Origin of the sequence: Streptococcus sp. 2020WUSS089, assembly GCF_044427405.1 — a bacterium.
Lineage (GTDB): Bacteria > Bacillota > Bacilli > Lactobacillales > Streptococcaceae > Streptococcus > Streptococcus hashimotonensis.
Genome location: NZ_JAOTGD010000017.1, coordinates 1 through 21376, shown reverse-complemented (window position 1 = coordinate 21376; position 21376 = coordinate 1). Strand labels below are relative to the sequence as shown.

At 40.7% G+C, this 21376-nt stretch carries 23 protein-coding genes and 1 other annotated feature; of the genes, 19 read left to right on the top strand and 4 right to left on the bottom strand.

Going from position 1 to position 21376, the window contains the following annotated elements; genetic code table 11:
• Positions 1-186 precede the first annotated feature (186 nt).
• Positions 187-321: a sequence feature (ribosomal protein L10 leader region), on the top strand.
• A 26-nt stretch (positions 322-347) separates the two neighbouring features.
• The 19 genes from rplJ (at position 348) to ODU46_RS09650 (ending at position 16009) form a co-directional block, all read left to right on the top strand.
• Positions 348-842, top strand: coding sequence for a 50S ribosomal protein L10 (gene rplJ, locus ODU46_RS09740; RefSeq protein WP_002936486.1), 495 nt, complete (start codon positions 348-350; stop codon positions 840-842).
• A 65-nt stretch (positions 843-907) separates the two neighbouring features.
• Entirely contained in the window at positions 908-1273 is a 366-nt protein-coding gene (gene rplL, locus ODU46_RS09735; RefSeq protein ID WP_002936483.1) for a 50S ribosomal protein L7/L12, read from the top strand.
• 124 nt (positions 1274-1397) lie between these two features.
• A complete protein-coding gene (locus ODU46_RS09730; protein WP_205041170.1) occupies positions 1398-2147 on the top strand; it encodes an HAD family hydrolase in 750 nt (249 codons plus the stop codon).
• A gap of 196 nt (positions 2148-2343) precedes the next feature.
• Positions 2344-3678, top strand: a complete 1335-nt coding sequence (trmFO, locus tag ODU46_RS09725; protein WP_398579564.1) for a methylenetetrahydrofolate--tRNA-(uracil(54)-C(5))-methyltransferase (FADH(2)-oxidizing) TrmFO — start codon at positions 2344-2346, stop codon at positions 3676-3678.
• 77 nt (positions 3679-3755) lie between these two features.
• Positions 3756-4760, top strand: coding sequence for a DNA glycosylase AlkZ-like family protein (locus ODU46_RS09720; RefSeq protein WP_398579563.1), 1005 nt, complete (start codon positions 3756-3758; stop codon positions 4758-4760).
• 113 nt (positions 4761-4873) lie between these two features.
• Positions 4874-5701, top strand: a complete 828-nt coding sequence (locus ODU46_RS09715) for an alpha/beta hydrolase (RefSeq protein WP_024385230.1) — start codon at positions 4874-4876, stop codon at positions 5699-5701.
• Positions 5702-5731: 30 nt separating this feature from the next.
• Positions 5732-6478 (top strand): esterase family protein, encoded by a 747-nt coding sequence (locus ODU46_RS09710; RefSeq protein WP_398579562.1) that lies wholly within the window; start codon positions 5732-5734, stop codon positions 6476-6478.
• Positions 6479-6495: 17 nt separating this feature from the next.
• On the top strand, positions 6496-7662 hold the full coding sequence (locus ODU46_RS09705) for an acetyl-CoA carboxylase biotin carboxylase subunit family protein (protein ID WP_398579561.1): 1167 nt from the start codon (positions 6496-6498) through the stop codon (positions 7660-7662).
• 138 nt (positions 7663-7800) lie between these two features.
• On the top strand, positions 7801-7938 hold the full coding sequence (locus tag ODU46_RS09700) for a hypothetical protein (protein ID WP_336381209.1): 138 nt from the start codon (positions 7801-7803) through the stop codon (positions 7936-7938).
• Positions 7939-7950: 12 nt separating this feature from the next.
• Complete coding sequence (locus ODU46_RS09695) at positions 7951-8685, top strand: TraX family protein (protein ID WP_398579560.1); 735 nt, start codon at positions 7951-7953, stop codon at positions 8683-8685.
• 98 nt (positions 8686-8783) lie between these two features.
• A complete protein-coding gene (locus tag ODU46_RS09690) occupies positions 8784-8924 on the top strand; it encodes a hypothetical protein (protein WP_248042801.1) in 141 nt (46 codons plus the stop codon).
• A 12-nt stretch (positions 8925-8936) separates the two neighbouring features.
• Positions 8937-9326: a NisI/SpaI family lantibiotic immunity lipoprotein gene (locus tag ODU46_RS09685; RefSeq protein WP_141590996.1), complete on the top strand. Its 390-nt coding sequence runs from the start codon at positions 8937-8939 to the stop codon at positions 9324-9326.
• A gap of 8 nt (positions 9327-9334) precedes the next feature.
• Positions 9335-10087 (top strand): ABC transporter ATP-binding protein, encoded by a 753-nt coding sequence (locus ODU46_RS09680; RefSeq protein WP_024392149.1) that lies wholly within the window; start codon positions 9335-9337, stop codon positions 10085-10087.
• A complete protein-coding gene (locus tag ODU46_RS09675) occupies positions 10088-12094 on the top strand; it encodes an ABC transporter permease (RefSeq protein WP_398579559.1) in 2007 nt (668 codons plus the stop codon).
• Positions 12095-12186: 92 nt separating this feature from the next.
• Entirely contained in the window at positions 12187-12438 is a 252-nt protein-coding gene (gene relB, locus ODU46_RS09670) for a type II toxin-antitoxin system RelB family antitoxin (RefSeq protein WP_398579558.1), read from the top strand.
• Positions 12422-12679 (top strand): type II toxin-antitoxin system RelE/ParE family toxin, encoded by a 258-nt coding sequence (locus ODU46_RS09665; RefSeq protein ID WP_024415808.1) that lies wholly within the window; start codon positions 12422-12424, stop codon positions 12677-12679. The genes relB and ODU46_RS09665 overlap by 17 nt, the downstream gene beginning before the upstream one ends.
• A gap of 39 nt (positions 12680-12718) precedes the next feature.
• Positions 12719-13387 (top strand): response regulator transcription factor, encoded by a 669-nt coding sequence (locus ODU46_RS09660; RefSeq protein ID WP_024415807.1) that lies wholly within the window; start codon positions 12719-12721, stop codon positions 13385-13387.
• Positions 13384-14325, top strand: a complete 942-nt coding sequence (locus ODU46_RS09655) for a sensor histidine kinase (RefSeq protein ID WP_398579557.1) — start codon at positions 13384-13386, stop codon at positions 14323-14325. The genes ODU46_RS09660 and ODU46_RS09655 overlap by 4 nt, the downstream gene beginning before the upstream one ends.
• Positions 14326-14500: 175 nt before the next feature.
• Positions 14501-16009, top strand: a complete 1509-nt coding sequence (locus ODU46_RS09650) for a phosphomannomutase/phosphoglucomutase (protein ID WP_398579556.1) — start codon at positions 14501-14503, stop codon at positions 16007-16009.
• Positions 16010-16343: 334 nt separating this feature from the next.
• On the opposite strand, the gene xerS is transcribed toward ODU46_RS09650, so the two are convergent.
• The 4 genes from xerS to ODU46_RS09630 all read right to left on the bottom strand — a co-directional run.
• On the bottom strand, positions 16344-17414 hold the full coding sequence (xerS, locus tag ODU46_RS09645; protein ID WP_398579555.1) for a tyrosine recombinase XerS: 1071 nt from the start codon (positions 17412-17414) through the stop codon (positions 16344-16346).
• Positions 17415-17774: 360 nt separating this feature from the next.
• Positions 17775-19139, bottom strand: coding sequence for a zinc-ribbon domain-containing protein (locus tag ODU46_RS09640; protein WP_398579554.1), 1365 nt, complete (start codon positions 19137-19139; stop codon positions 17775-17777).
• Between the two features lie 898 nt (positions 19140-20037).
• Complete coding sequence (locus tag ODU46_RS09635; protein WP_114866482.1) at positions 20038-20895, bottom strand: DNA/RNA non-specific endonuclease; 858 nt, start codon at positions 20893-20895, stop codon at positions 20038-20040.
• 258 nt (positions 20896-21153) lie between these two features.
• On the bottom strand, positions 21154-21376 hold a 223-nt coding region (locus tag ODU46_RS09630; protein ID WP_398579553.1), incomplete at its 5' end, for a transposase.

The following is a 21376-nucleotide window of genomic DNA, read 5'->3' as shown; positions in this document are numbered from 1 at the left end:
AGTGTTTGTTTTTCATTGTCGGTTACCAACTTGTCCCATAGTAAGTTCTACCTTATTTCTTTGTCTCATTCTAGTTTCCAGTTTTTAAGACAGACTAGAACTTACTTTGGGAATTTACTGTTTAAAAAAATTTTAGAAAATAGGATAAAAGTCTTGCATTATTGAAAATACTGTGTTATAATAATTGAGGTTTGAAAAAACTGACCTAAGACAGTAGGGGAGCTGGACTCATAAACATCCTACCGAGGCACAAAACGATTATTGAGATAAACGTATTTGTACTTTCGTGTCTAGGTTTAGGTGCGATTTTTTTGTGCCTAGCCCAAAATAAAAACGGAGGTAAAAAAATGAGTGAAGCTATTATCGCTAAAAAAGCGGAATTAGTAAATGCCGTTGCTGAGCAAATGAAAGCTGCAACATCTATCGTTGTTGTAGACGCTCGTGGTTTGACAGTAGAACAAGATACAGTTCTTCGTCGTAACTTGCGTGGTGCAGAAGTTGAGTACAAAGTTATCAAAAACTCAATCTTGCGTCGTGCTGCTGAGCAAGCTGGTCTTGAAGGTCTTGCAGAATTGTTTGTAGGTCCATCTGCAGTTGCATTCTCAAATGATGCAGTTGCTCCAGCTAAAACAATTTATGATTTCGCGAAAACTGCTGATGCTCTTGAAATCAAAGGTGGAGCTGTAGAAGGTAAAGTTTCTTCTAAAGAAGAAATCGAAGCACTTGCTACATTGCCAAACCGCGAAGGCATGCTTTCTATGTTGCTTTCTGTACTTCAAGCGCCAGTTCGCAACGTTGCATACGCTGTCAAAGCTGTTGCAGAAAAAGAAGACGCAGCTTAATGCGTCAGAGCGTAGCTGCTTAGTGCTACAAACTATTTAAAAACCTAAATTGGAGGAAAATCACAATGGCATTGAACATTGAAAACATTATTGCTGAAATTAAAGAAGCTACTATCCTTGAGCTTAACGACCTTGTTAAAGCTATCGAAGAAGAATTTGGTGTAACTGCAGCTGCTCCTGTAGCTGTTGCTGCAGCTGGTGGTGCTGCTGAAGAAGCTAAAGATTCATTCGACGTTGAATTGACATCTGCTGGCGACAAAAAAGTTGGCGTTATCAAAGTTGTACGTGAAATCACTGGTCTTGGTCTTAAAGAAGCTAAAGAGCTTGTTGACGGTGCACCAGCTATGGTTAAAGAAGGCGTTGCAACTGCAGAAGCTGAAGAAATCAAAGCTAAATTGGAAGAAGCAGGCGCTTCAGTTACTCTTAAATAATAGAGTTTCCAATCAAAATAAAAACCTATCACTTAATGTGGTAGGTTTTTTCGTTCTATTGTTGCAAACGTTTTCGTTGTGGGGTATAATATAAAAAATGCTGTCTAAAGATTAGGAGAAAGACATGAAAAGTTACAAAAACTATATCTTCGATTTTTATGGTACATTGGTTGATATTCGTACAGATGAGAATAAACTAGAGGTCTGGAATCAGCTAACACAGATTTACAATGCTTTTGGTTGTTCCTATCGGCCGCGCCAGTTGAAAAATGCCTATCATCGTTTTGTAGAAGAGGCAGAGAGATCTCTCGCGGAAACAGTGAGTCATCAGTATGTTGAAATTGATTTAGAAACAATCTTCATTCGCCTATTAACGGATGCACCAAATGAAAACCAAAGTACCAATAAACCGACTGATTTAGAGACTTTTGGACAAGTAGTAGCCGCGATTTTCCGCGTACTTTCACGTGAAAAGTTAGAAGCTTATGAAAATACCCTAACTAGTCTACAGACATTAAAGGATAGAGAAGCGCGATTATTTATTCTCTCCAATGCTCAACGAATTTTTACTCAGGCAGAAATTGAACAGACAGGTTGTGCTGATTTGATGGAAAAAATTTATATCTCTTCCGACTTTAAGATGAAGAAGCCTGAACCAGCATTTCTTCAACTGGTTTTAGAGGAAAATAATCTTGATATTGAGGAAACGGTTATGATTGGTAATGATTTGACATCCGATATAGCTATTGCTCATGAATTGGGAATGGATTCCATTTTGCTGAATACTTTCCCGTATAGTCAGGAAGAAATCGACTCTTATAGGGGACTTGGTTGGAACTTTGAGGTTGTTGGAGATATAGCGGAGCTATTGTAAATAAGCGATAGAACAGTAAAGGATATACATAAAATATATTATGTAAAAAAGGTGAAACTACTTTCATTTCAATGAAGGTAGTTTTGTCTTTTCTAGCCATTTTCTGGTATACTAGATAGGTATAAAATTTAGAAAGGTTCTGTTTTGGGGTATTCCCAAACAGTAGTCAGATCTTCTGGCTAGAGGTATTAGTTTCATGTCTCAAACCCACATTAATGTTATCGGAGCTGGCTTGGCTGGCTCAGAAGCTGCTTATCAGATTGCCAAGCGTGGTATTCCCGTCAAACTTTACGAGATGCGGGGAGTCAAGCCGACCCCTCAGCACAAGACAGACAAGTTTGCTGAGTTGGTTTGTTCCAATTCATTCCGTGGTGATAGTTTGACCAACGCTGTCGGTCTTCTTAAGGAAGAAATGCGTCGTTTGGATTCCATTATCATGCGAGCTGGCGAGGCCCACCGTGTGCCTGCTGGCGGTGCTATGGCCATGGACCGTGAAAATTTCTCTCAAGCAGTCACAGATGAGATTCACAACCACCCGCTAATTGAGGTCATTCGTGGCGAGATTACAGAGATTCCTGAAGATGCTATTACAGTTATCGCGACGGGGCCTTTGACATCTGACGCCTTGGCGGAGAAGATTCACGCGCTTAATGGTGGCGACGGTTTTTACTTCTACGATGCGGCAGCGCCGATTGTGGACAGCTCGACCATTAACATGGACTTGGTTTATCTCAAGTCCCGTTACGACAAGGGAGAGGCTGCCTATCTCAATGCTCCGATGAATAAGGAGCAGTTCACCGCTTTCTATGAGGCCTTGATTTCAGCCGAGGAAGCACCGCTTAACTCCTTTGAAAAAGAAAAATACTTTGAAGGCTGTATGCCCATTGAGGTCATGGCCAAACGTGGCATTAAAACCATGCTCTATGGCCCAATGAAGCCAGTTGGTCTAGAATACCCAGAAGATTACAAGGGACCTCGTGACGGCGATTACAAGACACCGTACGCAGTTGTTCAGCTCCGTCAGGACAACGCAGCAGGTAGCCTCTACAACATTGTCGGCTTCCAGACCCATCTCAAGTGGGGGGAGCAGAAGCGGGTCTTCCAGATGATTCCAGGACTTGAAAATGCGGAGTTTGTCCGCTACGGCGTTATGCACCGCAATTCCTACATGGATTCGCCAAACTTATTGGAACAGACCTTTGCGACCAAGAAAAATCCAAATCTTTTCTTTGCAGGTCAAATGACAGGAGTAGAAGGCTATGTCGAGTCTGCCGCCTCTGGTTTAGTGGCTGGTATCAATGCTGTTCGCCGTTTCCGTGGCGAAGACCCAGTCATCTTCCCACAGACCACAGCTATCGGAGCTCTGCCATTCTACATCACCCATACCGAAAGCAAGCACTTCCAGCCTATGAATGTCAACTTTGGTATCATCAAGGAGCTGGACGGACCGCGTATCCGCGACAAGAAGGAGCGTTACGAGGCAATAGCAGAGCGTTCCCTTAAGGACTTGGAAGAGTTTTTGGCTTACTAAGATATTTAGACTATCATCAGACACCTTCGGGTGTCTTTTGTGTTATACTGGGATTAGAAAAGCGGAGGAGAAATACGATGCACCACGATACTTGGAAGGGAATTATTCTACAGAAACAAGGTCTGTTAAAACCCCAGTCTGTTCAGCAAATCTGCCAAAATCTCAATGGTTTGCAGGCTCAGTTTCAGCCCTATGTTCATGTCGGATTTCGTAACCGTATGACAGCGGAGGATTTTCATGAGGGTAGCTGGCAGGAGGAGTTGACACGCCAGTGGTCCATTCGGCGAACGGTCCATGCCTATCTCAAGTCGGAAATTCCCCTCTATATCCACGAGGGGCGGCTGGCCAGCACCGAATACTTAAAAACAGAAGGACGGGACGGGTTTAGCCCTCAGACCAAGCAGAAGTACCACCAGCTGATTTTAGAAGCCCTTGAACAAGGTCCTATGACTCGTGAGGCTCTCAAGGTCCTTTGCCGTGGGGAAAAGATGACACAAGAAGAGGAGAAGCTGGTCTTTAACGCCTGGGGCGGCCTCTTTCGCTACATGGTCGAGCGTGGAGAAGTCTATCAAGAGTACGGTGCTAAGCGTTTTCATCGTCTGACAGACTTTCAGCCACTTTCTCGGGAAAAAGCAGAGCTGGAAATCGCTCGAAGGTATTTTTCAGGTTTTGGACCTGTCAGCCTAGCTGATGCCCGTTACTATTTCAAGGAAAATAAATCTACGGTCCTAAAATGGATGAAGCAATTAGACCTGAAAACCGTTGAAGTAGCAGGAGAAGAACGCTTTTATCTTGGAGAATTAGAAGAAGCAGAACTGCCTGACTGCCTCTTCATTGCAGGATTTGACCAACTTTTGCTAGGTTATGAAAAGAAAGCTAATCCCTTTTTTAATCCTAAATACATCCGTAATATCTATACTTTGACGGGTATTGTCAAACCTGTTGTATTTTATAAAGGACGATTTGTGGCAACCTGGAAACGAGATAAAGGTACCATTTTGCTAGATATTATTGAAGACATCACACAACAAGAAGAAAAAGAATTGGATCATTACCGCCAAATGTATGAGAAAATTCTGTGACATTAACTGACTATGTTCGGAAAATCCGAAAATTACAAATAAATAACTAAATTTTCTGAATATTCCAGAAAAACTATGATATAATACTTAAAATACGTAAGGAAGAGATAGATATGAATAAGTCTTACTTTTATTTGGACATGAGAACTCATGAATTAGATGTACCATTTACAGGAAGAAAACGTCGAGTCCGTGTTTTATTGCCGAAAGGATATGCTGAAAATACAGAAGAGACCTATCCCGTTGTCTATTTCCACGATGGGCAGAATGTACTCTACAGTAAGGAAGCTTTTTCAGGTCATTCATGGAAAGTCATCCCAACTATTAAGCGTAATCCAGACATTGCAAAAATGATCGTAGTGGCTATTGATAATGATGGTGCTGATCGCATGCATGAATACGCTGCTTGGAAGTTTAGTGAGATGGGGATTCCTGGCGTGCAGTTCGGTGGTAAGGGAACCTTGTATGCCGAATTTGTGATGGATGTCGTCAAACCATTTATTGATCAAGAATACCGGACAAAATCTGATAAAGTTCACACTGCAATGATTGGCTCATCGTTGGGAGGCAATATTACCCAGTTTATGGGATTGGCTTATCAGAACCAGATTGGCTGTCTGGGTGTCTTTTCATCTGCCAACTGGCTTCATCAAGATGCTTTCGACCGTTATATTGAACGTCAACAATTGGATTCAGATCAACGTGTCTACATCTATGTTGGGACAGAAGAAGCAGATGATACAGATAAAACGCTGATGGCTGGCAATATCAAACAAGCCTATATTAATTCGTCTTTAAGCTATTATCGACAGTTGATTGCTGGCGGTGTTAAATTGGACAACATAACCTTAGAAGTTGTTTCGGGAGCTGTTCACAATGAGGAGGCTTGGGCGCTCTATTTGCCAGCTTGCCTACGATTCCTAAGCGAACATTGGTCATAAAACAAAAATATATAAATAGGAGGCTTTACTATGCACGTTGAATTTTTAAGTCATTGGTCTGGAAATCTTGGCCGAGAAATGAATCTAAATCGTTACGGTCACGCAGGGATTCCTGTTGTTGTCTTTGCCTCATCTGGCGGTTCTTATAATGAATATGCTGATTTTGGGATGATTGAAGCTTGTCGTGGCTCGATTGAAGCAGGTCATGTTCAGTTTTTCACCCTGACAAGTTTTGATACAGAAAGCTGGTTGGCAGACTGGAAATCCATTCATGATAAGGCAGAAGCTCACCGTGCCTATGAACGTTATGTGATTGAAGAAGCGATTCCATTTATCAAGCATAAAACAGGCTGGTTCGATGGGATGATGACGACTGGTTGCTCTATGGGAGCCTACCATGCCTTAAACTTCTTCCTGCAACATCCAGATGTTTTCACAAAAGTCATCGCCCTTTCAGGTGTCTATGATGCTCGTTTCTTCAACAACAATCAAGACTATGGCAATGACGATGTTGTTTATCAGAACTCACCATCTGACTATATCTGGAACCAAAACGACGGCTGGTTTATTGATAAATACCGCCAAGCGGATATTATTGTATGTACCGGTCTAGGCGATTGGGAACAAGATGGTCTGGATTCATTCTTCAACCTAAAACGTGCGTTTGAAGAAAAAAATATTCCTGCTTGGTTTGATACATGGGGTACAGATGTGGCCCACGACTGGGTGTGGTGGAGAAAGCAAATGCCATTCTTCCTTCATTCTATCGGACTATAAGCTAGAAAGGACTACCTATGAATTATCTCGTTATTTCACCTTTTTATCCAGAAAATTTTCAACCATTCACCATTGAATTGGCTAAAAAAGAAGGCGTTACGGTTCTAGGTATCGGGCAAGAACCGTACGATCAATTGCCTGAAGAACTTCGTAATGCCTTAACAGAATACTTCCGTGTTGAGAATCTTGAAAACTTGGATGAAGTCAAGCGTGCAGCTGCTTTCTTGATTTACAAGCACGGCCCTATTGACCGTGTAGAATCTCACAATGAACATTGGCTTGAAAATGATGCGGCTCTTCGTGAACAATTTAATATCTTCGGAGCCAAACCAAAACACCTGAAGAAGACAAAATTCAAGTCTGAGATGAAGAAATATTTCTCCAAAGCAGGTGTTCCTGTAGTTCCAGGTATGGTTGTCAAATCGGAGAAAGACATTGATAAGGCTGTTAAGACAATTGGCTTCCCAATGATTGCCAAGCCTGACAACGGTGTTGGGGCATCCGGTACCTTTAAATTAACTAAAAAAGCTGACCTAGAAACCTTTAAAGAAGCCTGGGATGGTCAAACGGATTATTTCTTTGAGAAATTTGTCAATTCAAGCATTATTACAACCTATGATGGATTGGTTGATAGCCAGGGAAATGTTGTTTTTGAAACAGGTCTAACCTATGTTCATACTCCGCTGGAGCTAATGTTATCTAGAAAAGATAATGCTTACTACATCGAGAAAGAACTAGATCCAAAATTAGTAAAATATGGTCGCGCGATTATCAAAGCCTTCGGTATGAAAGAGCGTTTCTTCCACATTGAATTTTTCAAAGATGGTAAGGATTATATTGCGATTGAGTACAATAACCGTATGGCAGGTGGCTTCACTGTAGAAGCTTACAACTATGCGCATTCTATCGACCTTTTCCGTAATTATGCCAATGTAGTGACAGGTGGAACAGTTGAAGAACGTCGCTTTGAACCTCAATACTGCTTGGTAGCGACGCGCCGTGACACGACTGACTATGTTCACTCAGCAGATGATATCCATCAGAAATTCGCTGGGAAGATTAAGACCGTCAAACGCATGCCAGATGCCTTTGCAGAGCTGCAAGGGAATGACGCATATCTTCTTGTGACGGAAAGCAAGGAAGAATTAGACGATATGATTGCCTTTATCGGGGAGACAAAATAGAATAGATTGAAAGATGCCAGAAGTGGTGTCTTTTTTCTTTCCTTACAATCTTGTAAGTTTTTTAATCAGAACTGTAAGAGAGTACAGGAGGAATATTTCCTATAATAGACTCATAAGAAACAGAAAGAAGGAAAACACATGTCATTCAAATTTTTACAAGCCAAGCAAATGTTTGATAAATCACAAGCAAGCAAACAGCCAGAAGAGCAAGAAAAAGAAGCCCAATTTTTATTTGAGCTCGAACATGAATTGTTGCACCGCAACTGGATGTACTAGAAGGAGGTTATCTTGAAATCTTACAATGCTTATCAACTGAAACTCGTTATGGCTGGCTTGATGGTGCTAGATCATCTGGATATCATCCCTGGATTTATCCCAGACCAACTTAGCTTGGTCTTTCACATGATAACTCGCTGTGTAGCAGTTTTCTTTGCCTATATGTTGGTTGAAGGCTATCTTCATACGAGAAATATCAAAGCCTATTTGTTACGGCTGTATGGCGCAGCAGGAATCATGGCTCTTGGCAATACTCTGCTAAACAATCTTTACCAGTCAAAAGAGATTTACATCAGCAATAATATTTTTATGACCCTAGCAGTTGGTCTAACCATGTTGGTTTGTCTTAGAAATATTGCTGAACATAGTAGAAAGCAACAAATCGTTCAAGTCATGCTGGCAGGTTTATTGACAATCTTAGGAGCTTTGTTCACAGAAGGTGGCACGGTGGTCTTGCCCTTCATCCTCATCACCTATTTAGGTCGTAAGTCACTATTCAAACGCAACTTGTTCTACGGGTTATTTGCCCTATTCTTGCTATTTTTGTCCTATCAGCCTTATGAAAGTATTGAAATGACTGTCCAGATGATGCTCTACAATGCTGACTGGTTATTTATCTTGGTCTTGCCAATTCTTAGTCTTTATAATGGACAAGCAGGGCCCCGCACAGCATTTTCACGCTATTTCTTTTACATTTTCTATCCGCTACACTTGTGGCTACTGGCAACCATTGCCTATTTTATCTAACCTTACAATCTTGTAAGTTTTTAGGTCAGAATTGTAAGAGAAGGCAGATAGAATATTTTCTATAATAGACTCATAAGAAATAGAAAGAAGGAAATCATATGTCATTCAAATTTTTACAAGCAAAGAGAATAGAAGAAAAGGTATTCTCTGATAAAGAGAAGATTGAACTCATGGAACAAGCTGCATTCTTGGAAGAGCTCGCCCATGATTTGCAAAGTATGCGATTTATGGCATACTAGAGGGAGGAAACTATGAAAAAGAAAGTATTTGGCTTGCTGGCTTTGGGCAGTATAATGCTAACTGCTTGTTCTTCCTCTTCAGCAAGCCTTAGCTTTGATGAGGGCTATCAAACCTTTCATTACAAGGGAAAAGACTATGCCGTTAGCAAACAGGAAGTTTCCGAAGATAGTATTCAAGAAGTAGAAGTCAAGTTTATGGATTGGCCTGTTGTCAAAGAAGAAGGGGGAGTGAAACAGACAGTATCCTTGAATAATCTCTATGTAACATCCAGCAATGACTGGGCCATCGGTGTCCAGGATGGTTATTATAAGGTGGATTTAGAAGATAATATTGCTGAATCAGACCGAATCGACTATCAAGCATTACTTGATACAGTTGATTTATCCAAAGAAAACAATTAGGAGTTTATATGTTATTAGAAATCAATCATTTAGAAAAAGTTTACCGCACGCGCTTTTCAAAAGAGGAAACTCGTGCCTTGCAAGATGTGGATTTTAAGGTAGAGGAGGGCGAGTTTATCGCTATCATGGGGGAAAGTGGTTCTGGTAAGACGACTTTGCTCAACATTCTAGCAACCTTGGACAAGCCGACGAGGGGCTCTGTTATCTTAAACAATCAAGACATCACCAAAATCAAGGAAAGCAAGCTGGCGGATTTCCGTTTGCGCAACCTAGGCTTTGTCTTCCAAGATTTTAATCTCTTGGACACCCTGTCCATCCAAGACAATATCTTTTTACCTCTGGTATTGGCCCGTACTAGCCATGAAGAAATGGAAAAACGGTTAAAAATCTTGGCGCCAAAACTGCGGATTCAAGATTTGCTGAAAAAACGTCCTTTTGAACTATCTGGTGGACAAAAGCAGCGCGTGGCCATTGCCCGTAGTTTGATTACACAGCCACAAATTGTCCTAGCGGATGAGCCGACGGCTGCCCTAGATTACCGCAATTCGGAGGACTTGCTGAATTTGTTTGAGGACATCAACTTAGATGGACAAACCATTCTCATGGTGACCCACTCAGCCAACGCAGCTAGTCATGCTAAGCGAGTACTCTTTATCAAGGATGGTCGGATTTTCCACCAATTGTACAAGGCAGGTAAGAGCAATCAAGACTTTGCCAAGGAGATTTCGCTCAACATGTCTGCACTTTTAGGGGGTGAGTAGATGTTTTACCTCAAACTTGCTGGGCAAAATATCCGAAAATCCATGGGTGTTTTTGCTCCCTTTGTTTTAGCCAGTCTTGTGCTATTTACTCTGATTTGTTCCATGTTCTTGCTCATGCTGAGTCCAGTTATGAAGACCATGGGCTCTGGTGCCGTTTCTATCGGTCTTGGTGTTGTTGTTCTGACCATTTTCTCGGTCATTATTGAGATTTATAGTTTTAATTTCTTGATGAAACAACGGGCGAGAGAATTTGGTCTCTATAACATGCTGGGGATGAACAAGAAAAAAGTAGCCTTGATAGCCAGCCTCGAATTGATAATGATTTTCTTGCTAGTTGTGGTTCTTGGTTCTGTCTTAGCTGGTTTGTTTGCCAATGTTCTCTACTTGATTTTTGTGAATTTGACCAATTATAGTGACTTACACTTTAGTATTTCACCTCTGGCATTTGCCATGACCGCCTTTCTCTTTGCTGGTATCTTCTTTCTCTTGGAATTGCTAGCTATTCGGACCATTGGCAAGACCAGTCCACTGATTTTGTTCCGAGCTAGTGAAAAAGGAGAGAAGGAGCCAAAAGGCAATGTTCTTCTAGCTGCTCTTGGTGTAGTGGGACTGGGTATTGGATACTACCTATCACTTTCATCTAAAGCAGAAGGTGTAGCTCTTATCTTTCGGTTCTTTATCGCTGTGCTCTTTGTCATTGCGGGGACCTATCTGTTCTACATCAGTTTTATGACTTGGTATTTGAAGGCTCGTCGGAAAAACAAGCGGTATTTCTATACGCCAGAGCATTTCATTACCACCTCGCAGATGATTTTTCGGATGAAGCAGCACGCAACGGGTTTGGCCAATATTACGTTACTTGCGGTCATGGCCTTTGTGACCATTGCAACAACGACTTCACTTTATACTGGCATGTCAAGCATGACAAGTGGTCTTTATCCAAAGGAAACATCTATTACCTACAAAGTTGCGGATAGAAGTCAGGGTGAAAGTGCCTATCAGCAATCGGTGCTCAGCCATTTTCCAGAAAAAGCGGAAGATAGTCTGTCCTACCTGACCTACCAAGCTGGTCTGGTCTATGATGGTGGGAAAGAGATTGTCATTAGTCCAGAGACTATTGCCAATAAAGAGATTGTCATTAGTCCAGAGACTATTGCCAATCCAAACTTTAGCAAGATGGCCTTTACCTACTTCATCACCCAAGATGATTTCAGGAAGTTGGGCAATGACCTGCCAGAGCTGGCTGCCAATCAAGTTGCCTTTATGCGTCCGAGTGAAAAACCATTGCTGAAGAAGCTTGTTTTGGGCGATCATACCTTTGAGAATGTAGCCAATCTTGACCAGGCTATTTTCCCAGACATCACCAATACGCTAAATGCCGCCGTTATGGTAGTCAGTGATGACACTGTATTGAATAGTGTTCGTGAGTATTATGAGTCCAATAATCCGCAAGGCTATCAGGTTAGCCTGGACTACCGTGTCTTTACCGACTTGACTGATGAAGAGGTTACTTCAATTGGTGAGCAAACTGGGGACTCTTATAATATCAACGATGCAAACGGAGAATTCCTAGGATATGCTATGCAAAAATCCGATTTCAACAATTTACTGATGGGCTTTAGAGGCGGTTTCCTCTTTACAGGTTTCTTGCTGGGAATTAGTTTCCTACTGGGTGCAGCCTTGATTATCTACTACAAGCAGTACTCGGAAGGGCATGAAGACAAGAAATCCTACAAGATTCTACAAGAAGTGGGCATGAGTGCAACAGCAGTCAAAAAGACCATTAACTCGCAAACACTTACGGTCTTCTTTATGCCACTAGCTATGGCGACCTTGCATTTCGTGATTTCTCTTGTTATGCTTAAGCAAATGCTATTGACCTTAGGTGTCACCTCTTCGCTTATGATTTATACCGTCAGCGGAATTACCCTACTGGCAGTCGCTCTGATTTACTTTGTCATTTACAAGTGGACCAGTCGCACCTATTACCGCATTATTGAACGGTAGCAGAAGTCTCGCCTTGTGCGAGATTTCTTGCTTTTTCAGGGAAATGGTGTTACAATGGTAATACCAAAGGAATACTATAAGAGGTAAGAAAAATGGCAGCTATCACATTGAAAGTTTCTGAGCAGGACAAGCTCTTTATGCAGGCTATGGCAAAGTTTGAAGGTGTCAGCTTGTCAGAACTCATTCGGACTAAAACCCTTGAAGCCCTTGAAGATGAGTACGACGCCCGTGTGGCAGATATTGCTTGGGCAGAATACCAAGCAGACTTAGCAAAAGGAATTGAGCCGATTAGCTGGGAGGAAATGTTGGAAGAGTTGGGATTGACGAATGAAGACTTGTTATAAACTCGTACCAACCAGTCGTTTTATTAAACAGTTGAAAAAGCTGGATAAATTTACTCAAAAGCAGATTACCAACTACCTGTCCAGTCATGTGACTGACAACCCTAGACAATACGGAAAAGCCTTAACTGCCAATCGTTCTGGCCAATGGCGCTACCGTATCGGCAATTACAGGGTTATCGTCAGCATCGAAGATGACAAAGTGACAGCTACAAGTCTAAAAATGAGAAATGGAAGTATATAAGAAAGCCAAAACCTGTGTCCTGGCTTTTGCAGAATGAAAATGATGAAAAAAGAGAAGATTTATATTGTTGAAGATGATGAGATGATCGTCCAACTCTTGAAGCAGCATTTGGGAAAATCTTATCAGGTAGAAAGTGTGCAGAATTTCCGGGCTGTCAGTCAGGAAGTGGCAGAAATCAAACCAGACTTGGTGCTGATGGACATTAGCCTCCCCTATTATAACGGTTTTTACTGGACGACAGAAATCCGTAAAACCATGACCATGCCCATTATCTTTATCTCCTCTAGCGATGATGAGATGAATGCGGTCATGGCTATGAACATGGGTGGCGATGATTTTGTATCCAAGCCATTTTCACTAGGAATTTTGGATGCCAAAATCGGTGCCTTTCTGCGTCGGGTTAATCAATTCAGCAAAACAACGGACTTGTCTATCGACCAATTCCAGCTTAGTTTGGACGGGCGATTTTCAAACGAATCGGAACAGGTTCAATTGTCTCCTACGGAAACCAAGATTTTATCAGCTTTACTAGAACGACAAGGGCAGATTGTCAGCAAGGATGAACTCTTGGAAAAACTCTGGGAAAATGAAGAATTTATCGACCAGAATACGCTCAATGTCAACATGACTCGTCTGCGTAAGAAGGTGAGTGAAGTGGGATTTGACCGTATCCATACGGTTCGTGGCGTGGGGTACTTGGTCAAATGATAGCAAAATTTATCCGTGAATACCGGAGTTTTTACTTCTCCTACATTGTTCTGGCTACTAGTTTTATCTTGCTTTTCTTTCTCTATCAACTGCCCACCGAATTCCTGCAAAACGCTCTGCTATTGTCCCTAACCCTCTTAATCCTACTGACAGTGGGCCTTTTCTGGAAGTTTCGCAACCGCATGAGAGCCTTGGAAGACTATGTCCATGAAGAAGCTCTGCCCCTGCTTAATAAGCCTGTAGACTTGGCCTATCTCAACTTGATTGAGGCAGAGAAGGAGGCGACGCGGGAGCAGCTTTTGGTCTATAAGTCACGTGAAGAAGACCTACAAGCTATGGTCAAAATGTGGTCCCACCAAATGAAAGTGCCTCTGGCTGCCCTGTCTTTGATGAGCCAGACTGACAATCTCAACCAGCAGGATGTCGATCATCAGCTCTTGCGCTTGGATAATTACATGGCTAATCTCCTCAACTACCTCAAGCTGACCAATCATGCCAGTGATTTTCGTTTTGAGCAGGTGGAAGTAAGAGAAGTGGTGGTCGATTTGGTCAAAAAATACCGCAATCAGTTCTTGCAAAAGGACATTTCAGTGACCATCAATGGAAATTGGCTACTGAAAACCGACAGAAAGTGGCTTAGTTTTGCCCTGTCACAGATAATCGACAACGCCCTCAAGTACAATAAGACTGGGGGCAAGGTGGCCATTGAATTGAATGAAGGAATTTCCATTTCCGATACGGGAATTGGGATACTGGCAGAAGACATTCCACGCCTGTTTGACGAAGGTTTTACAGGTTTTAATGGCCGTGAACACCAAAAAGCGACAGGATTTGGCTTGTATCTGACCAAGCGGGTCTTGAATCAGTTGGAACTAGCTATTTCCGTGGAAAGTCAATTGGAAGCTGGGACAACTGTAAGCATCACTAAAGTACAGTAAAAGCTGTGCTTTTTCGTTTTGAAAGCGTTTTGAAATTATGCTATACTAGAATAACTGATAAAGTCATTTAGTTTGCTTTTAGTACTAGGCAACGAGCTGCAGGCAGTACTGGAGTACGGCAAAGCGAGTTAACGACGTAATAAAAGATAAACTAAACGACGATTAGGAGGTTACTATGTCCCATCATCACATCTTGCAAAATGGATCAGATATTCGTGGCATTGCCATCGCTACAAACGAATATGCTGTCAATCTCACTCCACAAGCCACCAAGGAAGTGGTTCGCGGACTTATTCATTGGCTAACTCAGAAGCCAGAACTGGCGCAGGCCTATCAAAAAGGCCAATTGACCATCGGTATCGGTCGAGACAGCCGCCTCAGCGGTCCAGATTTGGTCGAAGCATTTACAGAAGAAGCCGTTCGTCTGGGGGTTCAGCTGATTGACTTTGGCATGGCCACCACGCCAGCCCTCTTCATGAGCACCCAGTATCCTCAGTTCAAGTGCCATGCTGGTGTCATGATCACTGCCAGCCATCTGCCCTATTACTTCAACGGCATTAAGATTTTTTCGGAAAATGGCGGAGCAGAACATGAAGATATTGACTTCATCCTGTCGCATAGTGAAGACTTGCTAGCTTTTTCCCTTGGAAGTGTCACCAGTGCAGACCTGATTACGCCTTATGCCCAAGACTTGGTTGGTAAAATTCGTACCGCCTGTGGTGGACAAGAAAAACCACTGACAGGTCTTAATATCATTGTCGATGCTGGAAATGGTGCAGGCGGATTTTTTGCTGAGAAAGTGTTGGCAGAATTGGGAGCAGACACCACAGGCTCGCAATTCCTAGACCCAGACGGAACCTTCCCAAACCATGTTCCAAACCCTGATAACAAGGAAGCTATGGAAAGCATTCGCCAGGCCGTCTTGAAGCAAGGGGCAGATCTTGGTATTATCTTTGATACCGACGTTGACCGTGCTGCCCTGGTCACCAAGTCAGGAGAAATTCTCAACCGTAACAACCTGATTGCTATTCTCAGCCAGATTGTCCTAGCTGAACATCCAGGAACCAGCATTGTGACCAATTCTCCAACAACTGAACACCTTAAGGTCTTTATAGAAAGCCTGGGCGGCAAACAAATTCGCTATATTTCAGGCTATCGCAACGTGATTAACCGTGCTATTTTAGCAAACCAAGAGGGAGTTGATTGCCAGTTGGCTATCGAAACCTCAGGACACGCTGCCTTTAAGGAAAATTACTTTCTTGATGACGGAACCTATGTGGCGGCTAAGATTCTCATGCTCTTACCAAAACTGCAAGCGGAAGGCAAGTCTTTGGACGACTTGATTGCCCAGCTCAAACAACCGCTTGAAACCCAAGAAGTGCGGTTCAAACTAGAAGCAGAAGATTATCGCGTACTGGGTGAACAGGTGATTGCTGATCTCCGCCAAACCAGTCTCGAAGGCTTTGCTTTTAACCCAGAAAACGAAGAAGGAGTGCGGTTTGACCTGACTGAGCCTTATGGTGACGGCTGGTTCTTGTTCCGTATGAGCCTTCATGAGCCACTTTTAGTCCTGCAGGTGGAGAATGACCAGACTGGGCATATACCTGTTGTTTTACGCACCCTCTCAGCCTTTTTGGACCAGTACCCAGCAGTCAATCAGGAAAAATTGAAAGAATTGATTTAATGGAAAAAGGAGTGGGAGTGGGGAAGAACTCGACAAATAAAAAGGAGTTCGTATCCCCACCCCTGCATAGCTCCAACAGTCAGAGTAGTGACTGTTGGAGGTTGGAAATAAGGCGAACTCTGTTCGCTTCAGTCGTATAGGTCGGATTTGGAGTGTGAAACACGAAGTGCTGAGATTTGCGAAGCAAATCCTATCTCCCACCTTTAACAGTCTCCCAGACTGTTAAAGCCAATCAACCACTGCGCTGAGATGTTGACACAAACTTTTAGTAGTGGAGTTGGATTTGATTCCAGCTCTTTTAATATTTTGTTTACATAATTAAAATTATGCAACATCATAATTGATCCAGAGCATTTTTCTGCTCATCGTTGACGATATGAGTGTAGAGGTCGGTGACCTGGGTATTGGCGTGTCCTAGCTGATGACTGACCAGAACTTGCGACTTGGTGGCATCGTAGAGCCGTGTTGCCAGCGTGTGACGGAGTTTGTGGGGTGTCACACGTATCTTGAAGTCCGCAGAATATTTCGCAACCATTTTTTCGATAGAAGAAGCGTCGATACGATTGGGCAGACCACGGTATTCGGATAGGAAGAAGGCTGTATCCGTTTTTTCAGCCCTGTAACGTTGCTGACGAATGCTCATATAGGCTTCCAGATAGGGCTTAGCAAACCCAGCCACATTAACCGAGTCCCGCTTACCACCCTTACGGGTTACTTCGATAATCATCATATTGAGGTTTACATCTCGAAGATCCAAATTTACCGCTTCTGACAGACGGACGCCAGAAGCCAAGAGAAGTGCCAGAATCGCCAAATCCCGCTCCTTATTTTTCTGGAAGGATGAGAGGGCACGTTTGGATAACTTTACCTGATATTCTTTATCGACATAGTCCAAGAACTCCATCGTTTCATCGCCCAAAAAGAGCTTTTGCTTGATGTTCTCCGCCCGCGCTGCCAAAGTTTCCTTCTTCTTCTTGGTGGACACCTTCTTCATGACATTGCGGTAGAAGTAGGGCTCGCCCTGCTCATTTTCCACTTCTTCGGTTAAATACTTGAAGAGGCTAGAAAGGGCCGACAGGGTACGATTAATGGTGGTCTGCGACACACCATTCTGCGTAGTATTGGCGTTCAGCAAGGGACGCTCCCGCAGATAAAGAATAAAAGCCTCCATATCTTTCTTGGTCAGATGTTCCAGAACATCCAGCGGAATGTCAGCAATTCGTTCGACAGCTACCAAATCTGAATCCTGTAGCCACTCAAAAAATCGACGGTATTCTTTCAAGTATTCGTACAAGGTTGTAAAACTGTAAGGCACAGACAACTTGGACTGATAATATTCCAAAACATACCAAGGCATAATTTCCTTCAGCTGATCAATTTTTTCCAATAATAACTCGCGTCTCATCATTTTCTCCTGATTTTTGCTATATGAGTAGTATAGCATAAACTTGTATAAGTTTCAAGAAAATTATAGTTTTTCGGAAAGAAGTATGTAGGGATATTTTTAATATAACCAAAGAATTGCTATATAACTAGAAATTTTTTTCACGCCCAAAATTTCAAAAATCTACATTATTTCACAGTAAACTCAAAATAAACAATTCCATATTTTGTTGATAAATCTACATTATTTCACTGAAAACTAAAATTTTCGAATTCTGGATATTTTTAAAAAATCTACATTTGAAAATTTTAAAAATCACTTTTTGGGTGAACTTTTTAAACTAATTTTCTATTTAAAAAAGCAAGTCAAATTTGACCTGCTTTATTTTTTATATTGAATAAAATGCTCTCTTTTTCTTCTTAATCCTTTACAAATTGAGCATGTTTCTTTATTTCTATGTTCATACAATATTCTTTTATTGATTGGAAACATATATCTATGTTCTTCATTGTTTTTACAGATCCACCACACTTTTATCTTCGAATGTTTAGTCAATGTTTTTGGATCTGCAAGTAAGATGTTATTTAAATAATCCCATTCTTTTAAAAGATTATGTTCCGTATCTACTAAGGGAAGAATAATTTTTCCTGAACAAAATGGACACTCAAAGTTAGGTTTAATTCTGTTACAAATATTTGCCTTGTATTCGTTTTTGCATTCGTTACAATTCCAGATAGCCTTGTAATTGCTTGTTGGCAAATACTCAGTACATTTTAATTTATTTTTCGCAGACCATTCTTTTTCTAGATGAGGATATAACGTTTGTAAGTCATTGAAACCTCGTAGAATTTCTGCCCCTGTACAGTATGGACATGCATTATCGTTTTCATATCTTTCGTTGATACACGCTTTGTATAGATTTTTGCAGTTTCGACAGCTCCATTCCACTATCTGATTACTTGTAGCAAAGTATTCGCCCATCCCTTTTTTATTGTTTGAACTCCATTCTTCAATTAAATATGGTTTTAGAATGTCAAGTGAGTTCACGCCTGGAATTGGGAGTTTTTGTGTACAAAAAAGGCATATTTTACTTAATCCTTTTAAGCTGTAATAATTATATGCATCAAGTAACCCTCTCAAAGATAATTGATACTCTAGGGTACATTCAGGACAGACAATATAACAGCGAGTACGATTTGATTTATTAGGTAAATAGTCAAAAGGTGACTTTTCATTGGTTGAACCCCAGTAAGATGCTATTTCGGGATACATTTGTCCGATACTGTTGAAATCTAGTTTTAGTTTCTCCATACGACAATACGGACATGCAACTTCAACTTCTTTTCTAATCGGAATTGAAGACATATATTCTCCGTGACAGTTTGAACAATTCCAAATATATTTTTTTGTTTCTATATGGTGGAGTGCTTTTTCGGGAGCAATTTCATTTTTAGGGCTCCATTCTTGCAACATGATTGGCTTTTCGGAAAAAACCATGCTTTTAAAAATAAATGAGCTCCAATCGCAGAAATTTGGACATGTTAAGTTATTAAAACCCTTTGGATTTATTCTCGCAACTATTGCTGCGGGACTGGATAAAAATGAAATATTACAACAAGGACAAATCCAAGAAAGTGTTTCTTTTGAATATTGCCAATAATCCCCAAATGTGTTTGGGTTTTTATCATCCCAGAATACTTCGAATTGGGGAAATTTTTCTAGCAAAGCATTAAAACCTTTTAACATTTGTTTATTATCACAATAGGGACACGGAGTACTTAATTTTTCAATCGGAGAGCAATTGTACTCACCTTTGCAATTGTTACAATTCCAAATCACCCCAACATTTGTTAAGGCATCGACTTGATTACTCTGTATGAAATTTGATATAGACCATTCATCTAGGTGTTCTTTGTGTAAAAATGTTAATGGAGAAGTGTCTTTAGTTTTGGGCAACAATGAATCAAATGTCGCATTACACTGGATACAATAGCTCCCTGTTCTTGAAATTCTGTTTAATAATTTATCAATAGATAGGCTAAATTCAACTTCGCATTTGTTATATTGCCACTTGCGATGAATGGTTATATTTTCTAAAAGCGTTAAGTCGTCAAAGTTTATTTTATTTTTTACATGATAGATTGATTCTAGTGAAGGATAGACATCTCTATAACGAAGTTTTTGAAGATTTTCGTTGCAGCCTTTATGGCATATAATGTTCCATCCTCTTTGACTTCTAATTTAAGACTATCCACGTAGTCTTTCCAGCATAAACGACATGTAGGACACTTATATCGGAACACTCGCTTAGCATTCATCAGAGTTTCTCGTAAGAGGGTCTCAATTGTGTTAATGTCTTCCGCATTGAAATCAATGTAATTTAGTATTTCAGGTCGTATAGAAAGTACACTATTATTATCTCGAATGCAATTTTTACAAGCTGTATTATATTCCTTGAATCGTTCAGTAGCAATTTTCACAGTGCCATGCCATTCTATCTATTTTCTTTGGAAGTTGTGCAGTTTCTTTATTTTTCAACACGCCTGTAGTAGCTGCTATTCTTGATAGATTAGCTTGTTCTGCTACTTTAGGATATGTTGCAATAGTTGATAATACGTCCTTTATAATATGTTCATGTAATTTTTTAATGGGGGTCGTCAGGTCTTGCATTTGCTTCAGTTAAGGATGAGGTGGCTTTTATTGAACCGGTTTTATAATTGATGTCTAAACCTTTTTGAGCATTTGGGATAAAGACATTAAATTCATTCATGATAACATAATCATCTTCTACTTCAAACGCTTCTTTATTTGACGTTCTAGCTTCTAAAATAACACCTCTAGGAAGGTATTCAAATTCTTGCTCTGCCCCTTCTGAATTCTTTTTAAAGATAGGCGTAACTCTATATTCAACATCAATTCCTTTTTCTAATGTATTAAGTACAACATTCTCAAAATAGAACATACCACAAGCTTTCCTAGTTTTGTGATTAGTATTGGCTCGATTACACCAATTAGTGATCATAACAAAGTTTTCCCGTTTACGGTAATCAAATTCGTCACAATAACCAATAATTGAATCTGCTATTAAATGTCCTCGATTAAAAATATCCTCACTGGGACACACTGCACAATCAATGTCTATTTCTTGTTTGCCATACACATTATTAGGTTTAGTTGTCCACTCTAAATAATTCCCTTTTTTATTCTTATGAGTCTCGGTAGCTTCAGAATTATCTTTGTTTTTATTAAACCGTTTAGACAACAATACCTCTATTGTTTTAATTTCAATATTTTGTATTTCGTCCAAGATAATTTTATGCTGACAAATACTAGGCCATTTATCATCATCAAACATCTTATTGTTATTCAGAATATAGAAACCACCATTATCATATGAAGAATTTTCTATCAAATCCTTCAATTCAGGGTAGTCAAAGTAAGCTTGTTTAATATCTGATTCTGAAGGTTTTAACTCTACTGTGTATTTATAACGACTGCTCATATGTTGTCATCCTAAAAGTATAATTTTTCTTTTCTAAATTATAACACGGCTTTTACATGATTTAAGCAAATAAATATAGAACTAAAATGTACATTATTCACCTCTAAAATAATGTACAAAGTCATAACCACCCGTGAAAACGGGTGGCTTGTACACCGGCTATAAGCCGTTTCTCTCCAGCGACGTCTAAAGACGTTCGCTGAACTTCGTTCAGGTTAGTGCTATAATTACTTGACTAATGCCCGTAACAACGGGCTTTTATCTCGTTCTAAAACTGCCATCTGAAAATGGATCTTCATACTCTTTGACACTCAATTTATCAAGTGCAATGTCATTTTTCTCCTGCTCGCGAATATATTTCGAAACTGTCTTTTCATTCAGTCCAACGGTACTAACATAGTAGCCTCTAGCCCAAAACTTTCGATTTCCATACTTATATTTTAAATTGGCATGTTTATCAAATATCATTAGAGCACTTTTA

Bases quoted from the DNA above. Each gene is read 5' to 3' on its own strand.
- rplJ (WP_002936486.1), top strand. From the start codon at position 348: ATGAGTGAAGCTATTATCGCTAAAAAAGCGGAATTAGTAAATGCCGTT.
- rplL (WP_002936483.1), top strand. From the start codon at position 908: ATGGCATTGAACATTGAAAACATTATTGCTGAAATTAAAGAAGCTACT.
- ODU46_RS09730 (WP_205041170.1), top strand. From the start codon at position 1,398: ATGAAAAGTTACAAAAACTATATCTTCGATTTTTATGGTACATTGGTT.
- trmFO (WP_398579564.1), top strand. From the start codon at position 2,344: ATGTCTCAAACCCACATTAATGTTATCGGAGCTGGCTTGGCTGGCTCA.
- ODU46_RS09720 (WP_398579563.1), top strand. From the start codon at position 3,756: ATGCACCACGATACTTGGAAGGGAATTATTCTACAGAAACAAGGTCTG.
- ODU46_RS09715 (WP_024385230.1), top strand. From the start codon at position 4,874: ATGAATAAGTCTTACTTTTATTTGGACATGAGAACTCATGAATTAGAT.
- ODU46_RS09710 (WP_398579562.1), top strand. From the start codon at position 5,732: ATGCACGTTGAATTTTTAAGTCATTGGTCTGGAAATCTTGGCCGAGAA.
- ODU46_RS09705 (WP_398579561.1), top strand. From the start codon at position 6,496: ATGAATTATCTCGTTATTTCACCTTTTTATCCAGAAAATTTTCAACCA.
- ODU46_RS09700 (WP_336381209.1), top strand. From the start codon at position 7,801: ATGTCATTCAAATTTTTACAAGCCAAGCAAATGTTTGATAAATCACAA.
- ODU46_RS09690 (WP_248042801.1), top strand. From the start codon at position 8,784: ATGTCATTCAAATTTTTACAAGCAAAGAGAATAGAAGAAAAGGTATTC.
- ODU46_RS09685 (WP_141590996.1), top strand. From the start codon at position 8,937: ATGAAAAAGAAAGTATTTGGCTTGCTGGCTTTGGGCAGTATAATGCTA.
- ODU46_RS09680 (WP_024392149.1), top strand. From the start codon at position 9,335: ATGTTATTAGAAATCAATCATTTAGAAAAAGTTTACCGCACGCGCTTT.
- ODU46_RS09675 (WP_398579559.1), top strand. From the start codon at position 10,088: ATGTTTTACCTCAAACTTGCTGGGCAAAATATCCGAAAATCCATGGGT.
- relB (WP_398579558.1), top strand. From the start codon at position 12,187: ATGGCAGCTATCACATTGAAAGTTTCTGAGCAGGACAAGCTCTTTATG.
- ODU46_RS09665 (WP_024415808.1), top strand. From the start codon at position 12,422: ATGAAGACTTGTTATAAACTCGTACCAACCAGTCGTTTTATTAAACAG.
- ODU46_RS09660 (WP_024415807.1), top strand. From the start codon at position 12,719: ATGATGAAAAAAGAGAAGATTTATATTGTTGAAGATGATGAGATGATC.
- ODU46_RS09655 (WP_398579557.1), top strand. From the start codon at position 13,384: ATGATAGCAAAATTTATCCGTGAATACCGGAGTTTTTACTTCTCCTAC.
- ODU46_RS09650 (WP_398579556.1), top strand. From the start codon at position 14,501: ATGTCCCATCATCACATCTTGCAAAATGGATCAGATATTCGTGGCATT.
- xerS (WP_398579555.1), bottom strand. From the start codon at position 17,414: ATGAGACGCGAGTTATTATTGGAAAAAATTGATCAGCTGAAGGAAATT.
- ODU46_RS09640 (WP_398579554.1), bottom strand. From the start codon at position 19,139: ATGTTAAAAGGTTTTAATGCTTTGCTAGAAAAATTTCCCCAATTCGAA.
- ODU46_RS09635 (WP_114866482.1), bottom strand. From the start codon at position 20,895: ATGAGCAGTCGTTATAAATACACAGTAGAGTTAAAACCTTCAGAATCA.